Origin of the sequence: Pseudanabaena sp. PCC 7367 (assembly GCF_000317065.1) — a bacterium.
Taxonomy (GTDB): Bacteria; Cyanobacteriota; Cyanobacteriia; order Pseudanabaenales; family Pseudanabaenaceae; genus Thalassoporum; species Thalassoporum mexicanum.
Genome location: NC_019701.1, coordinates 3,697,354 through 3,713,033, shown reverse-complemented (window position 1 = coordinate 3,713,033; position 15,680 = coordinate 3,697,354). Strand labels below are relative to the sequence as shown.

12 protein-coding genes are annotated in these 15,680 nt (G+C 45.0%); 3 read left to right on the top strand and 9 right to left on the bottom strand.

All coding sequences use genetic code 11. The features are described 5' to 3' along the window. Positions 1 to 25 precede the first annotated feature (25 nt). Complete coding sequence (locus PSE7367_RS14745) at positions 26 to 544, bottom strand: Npun_F5560 family protein (RefSeq protein WP_015166155.1); 519 nt, start codon at positions 542 to 544, stop codon at positions 26 to 28. Between the two features lie 296 nt (positions 545 to 840). Beyond that, positions 841 to 1,839 (bottom strand): NAD(P)/FAD-dependent oxidoreductase, encoded by a 999-nt coding sequence (locus PSE7367_RS14740; protein WP_015166154.1) that lies wholly within the window; start codon positions 1,837 to 1,839, stop codon positions 841 to 843. 433 nt (positions 1,840 to 2,272) lie between these two features. Between PSE7367_RS14740 and PSE7367_RS14735 the strand changes: the two genes are divergently transcribed. After that, entirely contained in the window at positions 2,273 to 3,613 is a 1,341-nt protein-coding gene (locus PSE7367_RS14735; RefSeq protein ID WP_015166153.1) for a caspase family protein, read from the top strand. A gap of 126 nt (positions 3,614 to 3,739) precedes the next feature. Here PSE7367_RS14735 and PSE7367_RS14730 read toward each other — a convergent pair whose 3' ends face one another. The 6 genes from PSE7367_RS14730 to zds all read right to left on the bottom strand — a co-directional run bounded on the left by PSE7367_RS14730 (position 3,740) and on the right by zds (position 10,210). Further along, complete coding sequence (locus PSE7367_RS14730) at positions 3,740 to 5,425, bottom strand: peroxidase family protein (RefSeq protein ID WP_015166152.1); 1,686 nt, start codon at positions 5,423 to 5,425, stop codon at positions 3,740 to 3,742. 819 nt (positions 5,426 to 6,244) lie between these two features. Further along, positions 6,245 to 6,424, bottom strand: a complete 180-nt coding sequence (locus PSE7367_RS14725) for a hypothetical protein (RefSeq protein WP_015166151.1) — start codon at positions 6,422 to 6,424, stop codon at positions 6,245 to 6,247. A gap of 334 nt (positions 6,425 to 6,758) precedes the next feature. Continuing rightward, complete coding sequence (locus PSE7367_RS20600; protein WP_015166150.1) at positions 6,759 to 7,589, bottom strand: GNAT family N-acetyltransferase; 831 nt, start codon at positions 7,587 to 7,589, stop codon at positions 6,759 to 6,761. 182 nt (positions 7,590 to 7,771) lie between these two features. Next, positions 7,772 to 8,224, bottom strand: coding sequence for a molybdenum cofactor biosynthesis protein MoaE (locus tag PSE7367_RS14715; RefSeq protein WP_041698516.1), 453 nt, complete (start codon positions 8,222 to 8,224; stop codon positions 7,772 to 7,774). Positions 8,225 to 8,366: 142 nt separating this feature from the next. After that, positions 8,367 to 8,765, bottom strand: coding sequence for a 6-carboxytetrahydropterin synthase QueD (queD, locus tag PSE7367_RS14710; RefSeq protein ID WP_015166148.1), 399 nt, complete (start codon positions 8,763 to 8,765; stop codon positions 8,367 to 8,369). A gap of 23 nt (positions 8,766 to 8,788) precedes the next feature. Further along, positions 8,789 to 10,210: a 9,9'-di-cis-zeta-carotene desaturase gene (zds, locus tag PSE7367_RS14705; protein ID WP_015166147.1), complete on the bottom strand. Its 1,422-nt coding sequence runs from the start codon at positions 10,208 to 10,210 to the stop codon at positions 8,789 to 8,791. A 1,005-nt stretch (positions 10,211 to 11,215) separates the two neighbouring features. Between zds and PSE7367_RS14700 the strand changes: the two genes are divergently transcribed. Continuing rightward, positions 11,216 to 11,902, top strand: a complete 687-nt coding sequence (locus PSE7367_RS14700) for a response regulator transcription factor (RefSeq protein WP_015166146.1) — start codon at positions 11,216 to 11,218, stop codon at positions 11,900 to 11,902. 253 nt (positions 11,903 to 12,155) lie between these two features. After that, positions 12,156 to 13,622: an ATP-binding protein gene (locus PSE7367_RS14695; protein WP_015166145.1), complete on the top strand. Its 1,467-nt coding sequence runs from the start codon at positions 12,156 to 12,158 to the stop codon at positions 13,620 to 13,622. A 175-nt stretch (positions 13,623 to 13,797) separates the two neighbouring features. Here the strand turns inward: PSE7367_RS14695 and PSE7367_RS14690 are convergent, their stop codons facing one another. Then, positions 13,798 to 15,642: a serine/threonine protein kinase gene (locus tag PSE7367_RS14690; RefSeq protein ID WP_015166144.1), complete on the bottom strand. Its 1,845-nt coding sequence runs from the start codon at positions 15,640 to 15,642 to the stop codon at positions 13,798 to 13,800. Between the last annotated feature and the right edge of the window lie 38 nt (positions 15,643 to 15,680).

Sequence of the window (15,680 nt, the reverse complement as noted above, 5' to 3'; positions counted from 1 at the left end):
TGTTGGTCATTCAACTGGTCATTATTTAAAAAGTGGGCAGCATTGGTTCTGCTACCTTGGGTAATTGCAGCTTCTGGGGGCGGACCCGGCTGGCCAAACGATAGCTGAGGCTTTGTAGCTCCATGTGCAATTGGCGATTTTCCTTTTGCAGCATTTCTACCTTGGCTTTGATTGGCACCATCCGCTCGGCAAACTTGTTGCGATACATGATCGGCAACTCATCCACCGCCTTGTCAAGTGCTTTGTTGCGATCGCTGAATTCTTCCACCTTCTGGCGGAGGTTAACAATTTCTAGATCGCGGTCATGCAATTTGGTATGGGTGTTGGCTAATTGTTGCTCTAAACTGGCTACCTTTTTGCGTAGCTCTAGCAATTCAGTTTGGTGTTGTTCGGCAACTTCCTTACTTGGTGTAAAGGCTACGTTGCCCTTCACCAATCGGAACAACTCTTCTGAGAGTTGCTGGACGAGTAGATCCTTTTGCTGGAGTTCCTGCTGGAGGTGGGTAAGGTCTGATTGGGGCAAGCGATCGGTGGAATTAATCATGTTTGCTACCTGGCGATCAACAAAGACGCAATTTTAAGGATTTGAGTAAGATTCTGGTCTAACTCAAACCACCAAAATGCGATATCGAAGTATACACCATGTGGCAATACATGGCGGGAATTTTAGTTTGCCTGTTTTGATAAGTAGGTAGTTACTTAACAGTAATGGTGTTGCCTATTGGTGAGATGGTGTTGCCATTAAGCGATCGGGCAAATTGATATGTGCTTAATATTTGCAATAATCGCATTCTTGGCCCAGCATTGCGCAATGTCCTCCTGGATGGAAGCTAGCTCTAGCTATTTAGACGCTACTGCCACATTCTCAGACCATAACCTGGGTGGTGAGCTACGCCGAATATCTCGCCAGATGCCAGTTGCGGCCAGGGTGCCATCCGCCACCGCGATCGAAACCTGATTTAGTCCCTGCTTGAGATCGCCGAGGGCAAAAATGCGGGGATGACTGGAGCGGCACATCTCATCGGTGATAATATTCTCGCCATTGCGCTCCAGGTCAATATCCTTGAGGTAGTCATTGTAATAATGCGATCCCATCGCCACCAGGCCAGTTTCTAGCTCCACCTTGGTGCCATCTACTAGTTCCACCCCATCCATCTCGTTATTCTCACCCAGGAACTTAGCGATCGGACTTTCATAGAGCGGATAGCCATGCTCTGCTAACTTAGTCCGCATTTGATCGCCCACTTCAAATTCACCATTGGTAAACACACTGATGTAGGGCGTGAACCAGTTCAGGACAAAGGCGGTGTTGATTGCCCCTTCCCGACTCACAAACAAACCGCATTTTTTATCTGCCATTTCATAGCCATCGCAGATCATACAAACATGCAGGTTATAGCCAGCATAGTCATAGACATTTTGCATGTCTTCAAGCTGCGGCAGATTATCGATCAGCCCGCTGGCTGCCACAATATATTTAGATTTGAAAGTAGGGTAAATACTATCTTTTTTACCAACTTTGACCCGGACTGAAAATATATCGTCCTTATCCTCGGCATGTTCCACAAACCCATTCAAAAAATCTACTCCCAGATCCAGGGCATGTTCCTGTCCCTGTTTGAGGAGATCGCGTCCGGGGGTGTCGGGCGATAGCCCCAGATAATTAGTTAAATGTTGCATCCAGAACGATCGCCCCAAGCCCTTTTCGATCACCAGGCAGGACAGGCGATAGCGAGCTAAATAAATGGCGGTAGAGAGGCCACCAGCCCCACCACCGACGATAATTGCATCATAGGTATGGTCTAGTTTCTGGTCTAGGTTTGCCTTGGATAGTTTCATTAGTTCAGTTCCCGCTGTCAATTTCTAAATTTCTAATTTTTTAAAGTTTTTATGTTTATTGTTAAATAGGTTAAAAAATCCTCCTCGTACTTGACGATCGAACTTGGTAAAATATGCTCCAATGCATTCCCCCTGATCAATCCTGATCAACCTGATCAATTAGTAAGCCGAGGGGATCATTTTGTTGCTTGATATTTATTGGCTTGGCTCAGCTACCCATCCATTGCTGATCGATCATAGAGAAAAGCTACTGTTACTAGGGTATCAAGGTGGAACCCAAAATTATTCTGTCAATGGTTCTAATTCCCCCATCAATTAAGTGACTAAGGGTGACTAAGCAATTAGCTAAACTAAATAGGTATGATTAGACTAAAAGTTAGTAGCACTGCAGATAAACGGCAGATAAGTTGAAATTGGCGCAGGGAAATAGCATATGATGCACAAGATTTTGCTGGTTTTGGTAGGTGCCACCTTTGCCACCTTGCAATTTTGCGGTGTGCCTGGTTCGGGGAGAGTAGATAAGGTGGGCGATCGCCCTGATTCTGATCTAGTTACTAAACCAGTGGATTATGCATGTATTGATGCAGTCTCAACTAATTGCTCTGTCTCCTTTTTATCCAGCGATAAAACCAAAGCCAATCTCACCACTAGTTTTTTAGTTTTTGGTGGTGGTGGTGCCCCCGATTACAACGAAATTGCCCTAGAGAAAAACTTGCTATATTTTCAACGCACCCTGGCCAAGCTTGGTTACGAACCAGAGCAAGCCGCGATGTTTTTTGCCAATGGAAATGATGGTGAAGCCACAATCCGGTATATCGACGAGGTGGATGGCACTGAAAAATACAAAGTGCCCGAAATCCCTCACCTACGCGGTGCCGCAACCCCCGAAAATTTGCAAGCCTGGCTAGCCACCGATCGCCAAGCCAATGCGGCTAATCGTGATTTGTTTTTCTATTTCACCGGACATGGGACACTAAATCGTCGTAATGCCGATAACAACGCGATGATGTTGTGGTACGAAGAAGCGGTGAGTGTACAGCAATTTGCCAACCTGCTCGATCAATTACCCGCCGATAAGACTGTGACCGCAATGATGGCGCAGTGCTATTCCGGTTCGTTCGCCAATTTTATTTATAAAGATGGCAATCCCAAGAAGTCTCTGTCCAGTCAAAATCGCTGTGGTTTCTTTGCTACGGTAAAAACGCAACCATCGGTAGGCTGTACGCCAGCGGTGGATGAATCGGACTACCGCGATTATAGTTCCAGCTTCTTTGCGGGATTGAGTGGCCGCGATCGCACTGGCAAGCCGGTTCCATCCGCTGATTATGATCGAGATGGCCAGGTTTCCTATGCGGAAGCCCATGCCTTTGCCAAGGTAGACGAATATACTACTGATCTGCCGATTTCCACCTCCGAAGCCTGGTTACAACTGCGTTCATCTCGATTGCTGCGCTATCAAATTTTCCGCCAACCGATTAGCAAGCTCCTCAAAACAGCCCGCCCAGAGCAGCGTTATGTGGTAGATGAGTTGGTCAAGCGATTTAATTTCAACCCTGATTATTCCTATAGCAAAAATGTGGAAGACTTTGCGATCGACAATGCCTCTGGCGGCGATCCGATTGATTCAGCGGCGGAGCAGGCCTATTTAACCCGATTGCAAATGGAACTGATTAATATCAGTATGGAGCAACGCACCCGTGCTGCTCGGAATCCCCGCCGCATCGCAGACTTAGACCGGATTGTGTCCTGTGAGCAAAGTTCCTGGCAGCCCTAATCCCTAATAAAAAACAGCGACCGATAAGCCGCTGCTAGTAAACTTATTAATACTTAATTTAATACTTAATACATTGCCAGGTTCTAATTTTCTAATCGATCGTTAGAGCCTCAGATGCTATTAGTTTTAGCCAAGAAGCATAGAATCGGCTCCCGCCATAAAATCATTGGCTCCGATCGCGCTTGGATTTGGATCAGGTAGTGGCAAGGTGTCAGTTACGAACACATTATCGGCTATGTTGCTAATGCCAGAAGTGCGTCGAATGATATCAGCCAGGGTGGTGCCATTTAGCTCTTGAATCTCGGCATCTGTAAAAATACCACCGGTCTCGATCGGATTTTGGTAATAGAATGGATCGCCATCACGCAAGCGCTGGAAGGTGAGTCGCAGAATCTCCCCGGTTACTTCTCCCACACTGGAAGTAGCTTGGCCAAATTGATCGACGGGTAATTCTTCCGCTAGCATCCCAGTGATCATATCAATGTTATTGATATCGCCATAGAGATCTTGCAACGCCACAATCACTTCGGGATCGGACGTAAGCTGACTAAAGCTGGTGAATTCAGGGAATGGGCGACCAGTTGGTTGGAGGCGATCGAGTACATTGCGCAGCACATTGTAGGTGGGCAAGCCATGATCGCGGCCTCGTTGGATATCCTCTGCGCCCAAGTCTGAGAAACTATTACGGAGTCCATTTACATATTTAGGATCATTCTTTTCGCGAACTGTAGTTGCAGCACCCCGCAACACTGATTCCACCAGATCGGGTCCCTGGCGAAAGAAGAACGGGTCAAAACTACCATCAAAGAGAGAAACTTCACCAGTGACGGTGCCATCTTCGGTAACCAGGGCAAAGGTTTCATTGACTGCACTATGGGGGACTCGAAATGCGCCGGTAGCAAAGGTTAAACTGGTTTGCGCCACCGCAGTGGAATCAAAGCCATCATAGGCTTCCACATTCTCGACTCCCAATATGGCAGGCAAATATTCGTTATAGGAAACGGCCTGGAATTCGGCAATTACGATCGCCCTGGCACGTTGGAAAAGCTGTTCATCGGTCCAATCGGGATGAGCTTCAGCCAACTTATCAGCCCAGTAGTTATGTTCACGCAGCCACACCGTTTGCATGGCCATCAAGCCTAGCTGTTGGTTACCGCGCACATCGCCAAATAGGAAGAATTCTTCTTTAGGAATGAATGGCACTGTGGCATTCGGCAAATTGGTATCATCTAGCGGTGCTAAATTACCAGGGCTGGTATCAAGACGACCACCAGTAAAACTGCGAATTGCATTGCTGCGTTCCTCGCTGGTGCCGTAAACAACCGATGCATCAACCCAAGAGGTAGCCTGGTTAATCTGGGCAGCGGGAGTGGCGTTGAAGGGAGGGCCTGTATCTGGGTCGATCGCATTGCGGGTAAATCGCCCCAATTGAGCTACAAAGGCAGGATTATTGATCTGGGGATCATCGGGCGGTACTTCGATCGGAAAGGGAATTGTGCCCAGTCTGGCATCATCAATATCATGATTAAGGAACTGACCAAAAATCCAGGACATCGCGGTTAAGCCTCTTGGATCTGGGATCGAAGTTGTCTGCGACATCAATCGATTGCTGATCTCACGTGCACCAGGTCGAGTCTCGCCAGCAGGTGCGAATAAACCATCCGCATAATCGATCGGATTGAGTTGTCGATAGCGAGTGCCAACACCACCTAATGTGGGATCGCTCGGATCATGACCAGTACCATCAAGGCGGGGAAAATCATTGAAGCTAAATCCCGAAGCAAAGGGGTCTCTTTGGATTAATGTATCCATCAATTTATAAACCTGGTAAATAAAACTGAGATATGCTGCATATTAGTCAATCTGCTGACTAAAAATATTTCTTGGGAACTTGATCATTTGTGCCTTGCTTACCATCTGATTTCTGGCAATCTTGCACATGCAAAGATATCTGGGCATAAGATAAAGATATCTGGGCATAAGATCAAGACTAGCTCAAGCGTCCTTTGCCAAAAATCCTTACTGATGCTTGTGTTTGCTCTTAATATTTAGCAGCATCGATCGCCCTAAAGCCTGATAGTTAAGGAAGACTTTATACTGATACCTTTGCTCTGCAATCTTTGAGAGCATATATTAATGATTCTCAATATATTGATATTTTTATAGACAATCACATCCTTGCCAAAAGACCAACTTTGGGACGAGAAGAATCATGGCTTCAGGAGCGATCGGCATACAGTTTTTTGCTGATTCGCTGAATATGTCCTCTAACTTGCCACACATAAGCGATTACAGGATATATGAATTATAGCAATAAATTTAATGATGGTTTTGCGAAGAAAGAACTATAAATGTAGAGCAAGCATTACTGCGACTATTAGCTACTTCCAGTTTGTATGCTACTGATATGGGCTTTGATGGCTTTTCTTAGCGTTGCCATACCCATATAGTTGCCATACTCATATATATATTATTCACTATATTTGTGATCCGATCGAATGATAAAAATCTCACTCAGCCGTGATCTGAGCGTTTAAGCTAAGCAAAAGACTCAACAACTAGGGGCTGAATGCGCTGAGCGGGCTAGCACCTATAATATGAAATATAAAAATTCTAAGCAAGCAGTTTCAACTAATCGCCTGAAGCTGTGGATTGGAGTCTGCGGGAACTAAGGCTTTGGAGTTTTTGCAGCAATACATCAATATCAGATTGAAGATGCAGAAGCTCGGCACTAATATTCTCGGTGTAGAGACTGCTCTTAGCAGAATTATTGCCCTGAGTGTTGCTAGCTGCTTCGATCGATTTACTCATACGATTTTAAATATTAATCAGGTAAATTGAGTTTTTGAGGGTTGCAACTCTAATTCAGTTGCCGGGCACAATTGTACATCAAAAAACTGGTTGAGTTTAGTGATCTACAAATCTTGTTTGCCAGTGGCCGATCGCCTATTTGATCTTGGGTATCACAATTGTCAAGATCCTGTAACACTTGCTATAGGTAGATTTACGCAGGGCTCGCAAAGCTAATTATGCTGCCAATATACCGCTTTTGTGATCCAAATTAGTGATTTAACCTAACCATAAATATATCTATAGATATAGCCCATCAGACTGATATAACCCTGGTTTGGTTCCTAGATTTCTCTTACTTAAGTTGCTTGCGTAATAGTAGGCGGCGTGGATAGCCCAATAACCACACGCTGAGATCGGTCTCAACTTTGTAAAGCTCGTAGCCCAATTGATGATAGAGCGATCGCGCTGGTAAATTGTTTTCTAAGACATGCAAAAAAATCTGGCGGTGTCCCCACCGAATTGCAAATTGTTCGGTAGATCGCAGTAGTGCTTGAGCCATGCCCCGCCGCCGCCATCCTGGATGGACGGCCAGGTTGGAAATATAGGGATATTGCTTCTGGTGCTTAAACAGGTTGAATTTGTGGGCAGGTAGGGAAATTTTTTGTAAACCTAATTCTACGGTGGCGATCGCCTCGTTTGCTGGCGTTGAGGCATGGTGCGATCGATCCGTACCAGATCTAGCCTGATTGAATGATTTACTTAGCCAGAGTTGAGATGAAGGCGCAAAGTTGGTATTTAAGTTGTGGGTAAGTTTCTGGTTGAGATTTGGATAGTAGGATGGTTGATGAGGCTTGTAGTTTGGTGGCGCATAGTTAGCGCAATCTTGGGGCTTAGATCGCTCATGATCTACTACTGGACTGCGATCGTCGCGTTCAGAATAACCTGCGCAAGTGGCAACTAGGCAAACATGGCGAAATTTATAATCAGATAAACGGCTCAATAAATCGGCGGCAATGCCCCAACAAATAAAGGGATAAAGCCATCGCACCACAGGGGCAAAGCCATTGGCTCGATTTGGTTCTAAATAAAAACTACTAGCCAATATTTTCGATAGGCTAGCAATATCACTGGGGCGTAAATTGCGGATATTGAACCCGGCTTTCTCGATCGACTGTTTTTGCATTGGCAATGGCCTGACTGCCTAAATCATAGCTTAGGATTCGCCAGCGTAGTATACAGTAAAGATTATTGAGCAACTACACCGAGCAGGGCAACTTCGAGCGAGCTTTTTGGCAATCATATGGTCATATGGTCAGGTTTAAGACCTTCGCAAACATATATGCTGCTAAAAATCGCTGAATCCGATTACATCATTGACTGACCAATCTTTTCAATGTTGACCCAGGTGCTAGCGCCATCGCGCCAATGTTCTTTTTTCCAGATCGGCGCATGATCCTTGAGCGTATCGATCGCACTCTGGCAAGCATCAAAGGCTTCTGCTCGGTGTGGTGATCCCACCGCGATGATCACGCTAATTTCGCCTACGGTTAGTTTGCCCAAACGATGATGAATCACTACCCTGGTGATCGCTGGATAACGGTTGCGAATTTCAGTGGCAATCTGAGCAAATACCCGCAATGCCATTGGTGCATAGGCTTGATAATCTAAATAGTTAACCTGCCGGTCGCCGGTTTGGTTACGCACCATGCCACTCATCAGCACCACTGCGCCATTTTGGGCAGCATCGGCAGCGGCATAGGCGATCGCCAAATCCAAGGGTTCATGGGTGAGCAGGAAACTATCGGGTGGAGCATCCATTAATCTTAAAAACTCGATCGGATTACAGAGACAGGTTTGCTTTTTGCAAATGATTATTGAGTATTTGAGTAAAGGACAATAATTTAAGCAATATGCCCTAAATCTTGGCCAGGTCAAGACGATCGCAAAGATCCCCATATTCTCAGCTCGGCAACATTAAGCTCCCATCGGCACTATACCAAACCCCTGAGGTGCAAGTTTCTTTGATTTCCACGGCATGGAGACCCGGTAGCTTAGCTTGCTCAAGCTGTTCATAGAGCCAGCGGGCGATCGCCTCACAGGTAGGATTCTCTAAGCCCAGAGTCTCATTGAGGTAGTAGTGATCCAAGTAGTTATCCAGGATTGGCTGCATATATTTTTTGATGTCGGCAAAGTCGATCGCCATGCCCTGCTTAGGACCATCGGCAATTAACTGACCAACCTTGACATAGACCAGACAAACCCAGCTATGCCCATGCAACCGCCGACATTTGCCATCATGATCGGGCAGCAGATGGGCAGCTTCAAACCGAAACTCTTTATACACAATCCATTCAGGCACTTGATTTATTAAGTCCTTCGTCTTTAAATGCCAATCTGTGGCCAGGTGGGAACTACCTTGCTTTCACCCAAAACCGCGCCAGCACAGCGCCGTCCAGAGATCGTGGCTCCCTCCATACTATCAATGTAATCCTGCATGGTGTAGCTACCGGCCAAGAAGAAATTAGCGATCGGTGTTTTTTGGTCGGGGCGATAGACATCCATACCTGGTGCTTCCCGATAGAGCGATTTTGCCAGCTTCACCACACTAGACCAGAGTACATTCAAGTCGCGGGAATTGGGCAGTACCTCATGCACCTGCGCCAAAACATGTTCTACGATCGCCTCATTACTTTCTTTAATAAATGGATCGCCAGGGGTGAGCACCAACTGCAACAATGAGCCTTCACCTTCTTTATAATAATCAGTGGGGCTGGTTACGGCTAGATCGGCAAAGGTGGAAAAATCTACGCCCACGGCATAGAGCAAATTGTCGAGATCGCTGACCCAGCCATCAAACCGCAGTTGTACTGTGACAACTGGTACCGCTGCTAATTTATAGATGTTGGCAAATTGATCCCACTGCCGCCACTTTTCCGGTAGCAATCGCTTCACCCCAGGCACATCGGTGGCACAAATATAGGTATCGGCGGTAATGATTTCCTCGCTGTCTTCTTTGCCAACCACCAGGCCAGTCACGCTGGTAGCATCCCCCTCGCCTTCAAATAGAATCTCACGGATGCCCTGACGCAAATGAATCTTGCCACCCTTGGACTCAATATATTTAACGATCGGATTGTGTAAAAATTCCTGCGGCGATCCCTCCAACATCCGTAATACCGATGCCTCGGTGCGGGTAGCAAAAAACTGAAAGATGGTGAGCATACAGCGAGCAGAAATATTTTCACAATCGATGAATCCTAGGCCGTAGGCGATCGCATTCCACATTTGCTCAATGCTAGCCTGGGAGCCACCGTGGGAGCGGAACCAATCGGCAAAGCTAATATGATCTAGTTTGTGAATATCATCGAGTGCCCCCTTGGGATCAACCAGAGCCCGGACGATCGGGCTGGTGCCCAGGGCGATCGCATTCTGGAGCTTGTCCTTGAGCGAAAGTTGCGAGGTGGTGAAAAACGCCTTCAGGCCATGAAAAGGAGCGCCGCCAAAGTTGCGAAAATCCAGCTCACCAGTTCTGCCGCCACGATTGATAAAGGTGTGGGTATGTTCTTTACGGAGCAGATGCTCAAACGCTCCCACCTTCTGCATCAGGCTGAACAGGTTATAGTAGCAGCCAAAAAAGACATGCAAACCCATCTCAATATGGTTGCCGTCTTGGTCAATCCAGCTTCCCACCTTACCGCCAACAAATGGGCGCGACTCAAAAATTTCTACTGCATAGCCACGATCGCACAGTTCTACTGCTGTGCTCAAACCTGCCAAACCTGCACCGATGATTGCTGCTCGCATTTTGCCTTTCTATACTTAAGATGCCTAATGATTATTCTATTCTTAGCGATTCCCTACATTGTTTGGCGACCTATGCACAACCTGCAATTACTCACTTAATTGATTAATGCATCTTCAAAAGACTTCTTTTGTATGAATACCTTATAGATCAAAGCATTTAGGTCTCTACCTACACAACATCTCACTTGAAATAGCATCAAGCATAGTATTTTGGAAAACCGCTCTAGCTATTCTAAGCTTTTCTGAGTAATCATGTGGGAGGGAGTTTTTGGGAAGTGGGGTGATGCCAAAATTGAAGCAACTCAACCTACTATGATCGGCAAAATCTTGAACATATGCTCAAGACTTAATTAAGAATGTTTAGTTGCAAATCCTTACCCCTATATATTCAGTATCAAATATATTCAGTCCCAAACGATGAACTAATCGATCGATTCTTAGTAGCAAATATGCGCAGCAAATAATCAGCCATATAATCAAAATCTGTCGATCGCAAAATGAATTTGCCCATTAGCAAAAAAATTACTTATACTTAAAGGAAGGAATAATTACCTAACCCGATCGAGTTACGCAATTAACTCAGCTAGCTGCTATAGCGATCGAATATTTCCTTTCTTATGCCCTATCTGAGTATGACAGCCCTTAGATAGACTAGACAGCCAAAATAAGTGCTCTAAGATTTTTGAATGTAGCCTTGAACCATTTGCATACCAGTCAAAAAGCTCAATTTGGTCTGGATTGCTGCGCTACATGTTTTTTGTTTTGCCCTGCCAAAGGGTATTTTTTGGGGAATCAGCTTTTTCGCATGTAGTTAAATCAATGACTCAACAAATAGCTGATTGATGAGCACTAAACCAGATTAAATATGATCGATTGCAATCTTTTAGAATAGGCTTACACCATAGTCACTCTAGGAAATTGGTATCAATCTAGATCATTATTGGGCATTACTAAACTCTTGAATATCAATGACCATTAATAACTACTTAATACCAATCAGACGGCATGCGAATTTTGGTAGTTGAAGACGATGAGCCGATCGCTGAGGCTATCTCTTTAGCTTTAACTAGTAGCAACAATATTGTAGACACGGCCTACGACGGCCAAGCCGGGTGGGATCTGCTGGAAGCCTATGACTATGATTTAGTCCTGCTAGACGTGATTTTACCCAAGCTTGATGGGGTCGGTCTGTGTCAAAAGTTGCGTAATAAAGGCTCGAAAATTCCAGTATTGATGATGACTGCCAAGGGTAAGCTGAATGATAAGGTGCTGGGTCTAGATTCTGGGGCGGACGATTATTTGGTCAAACCCTTTGAACTCGCTGAATTGGAAGCGCGGATTCGGGCGCTGATGCGGCGGCGTGATGCTCAGTTTTCCTTTGTGCTGCGATGGGAAAAGCTGGAATTAGATCCCAATGGCTGTACTGCCAGCTTTGATATGAAGCCCTTACCTCTTACTCCCAAAGAATATGGCCTTTTGGAAATATTCTTACGGGCTGGGAGCCGCGTACTCAGTCGCACTAAAATCCTGGAATTATTGTGGTCAGCGGATGCGGATGCACCCAGTGAAGAGGCAGTGAAAATGCATATTCGCAGCTTGCGTCAAAAGTTAAAAAGCAATGGCGCACCGGATGATTTAATTCAAACCGTTTATGGGTTGGGGTACAAGCTTCGCAAAACCGAGCAATCTTAAGTATTTCTAATCAATTTCGTTAATTCCGATCGCCCGATCGTCAATTGCCTGACTGAACTGGAGTAGTTTTATGTGGGTAATTAATCAACTCCAATTTGATGATAAATGATCGTCAATGAAGCAATAAAATTTTCAGGCAATTCCTATCAACAACGAATTAGGGATCAGAAAGATTTGCTAAATCCAGGTTAAGCTAGGAAAAATCAGTTACTATTTTAGGTTTTCTAGCTGAACATTCTTTTTTTGTTTTGCAATGAATAAAGATGATGAAACGTTGAAATCACTTTTACTAGAGCTTGTCGCACTAGCACAGGAAACGGAGTGGGTTGAATTCAAAGAGAACAACTCAGATCCACAAGAAATTGGCGAATACTTTTCCGCTCTCTCTAATTCAGCGCTTATAGTTGGCAGGCAATATGGATATCTAGTTTGGGGTGTTAAAGATGGTAATCACGAAATTGTTGGCACTGATTTTTGCCCCAGAGAAAAAAGAATTAAAGGCCAGGAACTTGAAAACTGGCTCTCCACAAAGCTAAAGCCAAGAATTAATTTTAAAATGCATGAATTTCTATTCAATAATAAAAAAATTGTTATTGCCGAGATTCCGTGCGCTGACCATATACCAGTAAAATTTAAATCTGAAGAATTTGTTAGGATTGGAAGCTATAAGAAAAAGTTATCAGAGCATCCAGAAAAAGAGCGGGAGATTTGGATGCTTCTTTCACGCTTGACTTTTGAAGGTAGATTAACCTACCAAAATTTACCAATTCCTGAACTATTAGAATTAATTGATTTCTCAAGATATTTTGAGTTGATCGATCAAAGACAGCCAGAAGAGGCAACAGAAATAATCTCTAGGATGGTGGCTGAAAAATTCATCCAAGCAGAATTTCCACGAAGTTATAGCATTACGAACTTGGGAGCAATCTTATTAGCGAGGCGCTTGGATAAATTTGAAACATTATCCAGAAAGCGTGTACGAGTTATAACCTATAAAGGCTGTAATAAGATTGAAACTATCAGGGAGATACAAGGTGGTCGTGGTTATGCAATAGGATTTCAAGGTTTAATCTCATATATTACTAGCCAGCTACCTCAAAATGAAGTTATATCTCAAGCACTTAGGAAAGAAGTGCCAATGTATCCCGAAATAGCGATTCGAGAACTAGTTGCAAATGCTCTTATTCACCAAGACTTTAATATGTCTGGAACAGGGCCAATGATCGAAATATTCTCCGACAGAATTGAAATTACAAATCCTGGAATACCTCTTATAGACACTCTAAGGTTCATAGATTGTCCACCTCAGTCGAGAAATGAATCCCTTGCCGCTTTTATGCGACGTATAAAAATATGTGAAGAGAGGGGAAGTGGAATTGATAAAGTCATTCGTGAAGTTGAAATTTTTCAGTTGCCAGCGCCCGAATTTGAGGTTACTGGAAATAATCACACTAGGGCAATTCTTTATGCTCACAAAGACTTAGCAGAAATGGATAATCAAGACAAAATTAGAGCGTGTTATCAACATGCTTGCTTAAGATATGTTTCTAGGGATGTTATGACAAATTCTTCTTTAAGAGAAAGATTCTCTATTGAAGACAAGAACCAGTCAATAGCATCAAGAATTATAGCTGAAACCCTTAATGCAGATTTGATAAAACGCTATGATCCTTCCAATAAATCCAAGAAGCTTTATAGGTATGTGCCATTCTGGGCATAAACCTTATATGATATATATTGCTTTCTACAAAGCTAGCATCGCTAAGATCCTTAATAGGAAAGCATTTTGCTATATGACGGCTATATGATGAAATCAAAAATAAATGTGTAAGCCAGCTTTTACCTATAGTAATCATATAAGTATTGGCTCACACTATATCTTTAGCCCTGCCTACCTATGGTTTGATTAAGCGCCTGCTCCGCCGCTGGTAATTTTCTAGGAAAGTTTTTTGCCGTAGAATATGCATCCCCGCCGTGCCAACCAAGCCGATCGCACTGATCGCGGCAAGCCAGGGCAGCCAAGGCAATTGAATATAATCTTCAGTAAAACTTAACTTAAATGCGATTCCAGTGGTGAGGCTAAATATAGCAGCCAGAGCCGGCACAGCAAAGGCAAAACCTTTTGGAAATCCTAATTTCAGATGTTCTTTGTGGCTACTAGCACTCAGATAGCCTACAACTATTCCCAGGACTAGGCCGACGATAATGCCCACCATGGCGATCGCCCAAAATAGGCGCACAAACATACGGATGAGCCGTAATGAAATAGAAGCGATCGCTGCCGCACCAAAGGAATTCCGCACCGCATAAATATCAGAAGACTCGGCATAAGCACCAGCGGCAACACCTGAACCCAAACCAATCAACAGGCCACCCCAGGCTGAATAGATCTGGGTAGAATTCTCTTCCTGGATAATATCCTTCAGCATCGCCAGATCAACATTCGGTGGAAACTTATCCAAACTACCAAAATAAGCGATCGCCTCATTAAAATTTTCAGGCACGGGCACCAGTGGGGTCAGGGCATGGATCGCTGAGGTTACCAGGAAACTACCTACAGTTGCTAGCACAATTAAGATCGCTAACTTTTGATAGGGAATCGTCAGGCTAGGCAAAGGTGCTGTCTTGACTTCTAGTTCAACTGTATGGGTTTCCGCTGCGGAGTTGGCATGCAGCATCAGCGTGCGGCGATAGGTTTTCCCGGCCACAATTTTGTTGGTGTCAACACAGACCTGGCAAACCGTGCGATTTTCGGCAAAACTAGGTGGCTCGAACCTGATCCAGGCATGGCCACTGGCTTGATTGGGATCGCTGCGATGGGGCATCACTTCCCATCTACCTTCCAAGAGCGTATCGGCAACCGTATTACTCACAATGATATTGCTGCGCAGCAGATCGCCGATGTTTTTAGCCTTGAGCTGAATGAATTCTGGTTCAATTTTTAGCTCTGGTTTCCGTTCAAAATCAATCTCTTGCAGTGCTTCCAGGGCTACGCTGGGGTCAGCATATCGATCGCTATTCAGGCGATTGGTCATCTTGTCGAGCCAATCGAGGAAATGATCGCTAATTTCGCCGTTGATGCTGCGCCGGAACCGGAGGCCGCCCGTAGCATCGAATAATTCACTGACCCGATCGCCAGTGGTGCCAGTAATCAAACAAACTAATGCTAGACCTACCCCATAGAGATCGGTATTGGGCTTGGGTGGACGGCGGCGTTTGATTTCGGGGGCAGCAAATGCCGATGGCTTCGTGCCAGAACTTTTCCCCGTTGTCAGGGCAAAATCTAGCAGATAGGTTTTCAGTTCCATCCCCACAATAATGTTGGCGGGCTTGATATTGAGGTGAAATATGGTTGGTTGTTGCGCTTGCAAAAACACCAGGGTTTCCATCAGGTTAATGGCGATCGCCCTGATTTGCTTAGGATCATCCCACTCCATCCCATCCAGGATCGCTCCTTCTATATACTGACGTACCAGGCACAGACCCTCAGCGATCCGAAAAGCATGAATGTAACGAGCAATGCCGGGATGCTTCAGCTTCAGCAAAGCCTGGATCTGGGGTTTGTAGGCAGCCAGATCATCATCCCTTTGCAAAGGGATTAGCTTGATAATCACGGGTCGCTTAGTCTTGAGGCGGCTCGCCCGATAGCTGCGCCACATGCCCTTATCATCCTGGTCAAATTCGTCGGTGACCTGGTAACCATGTTTAGTTAAATCCGGTAGATCTGGCAATGTCCCCATTGTGCTTATATGTCTATGTTTATGGCTATGCGATTTGA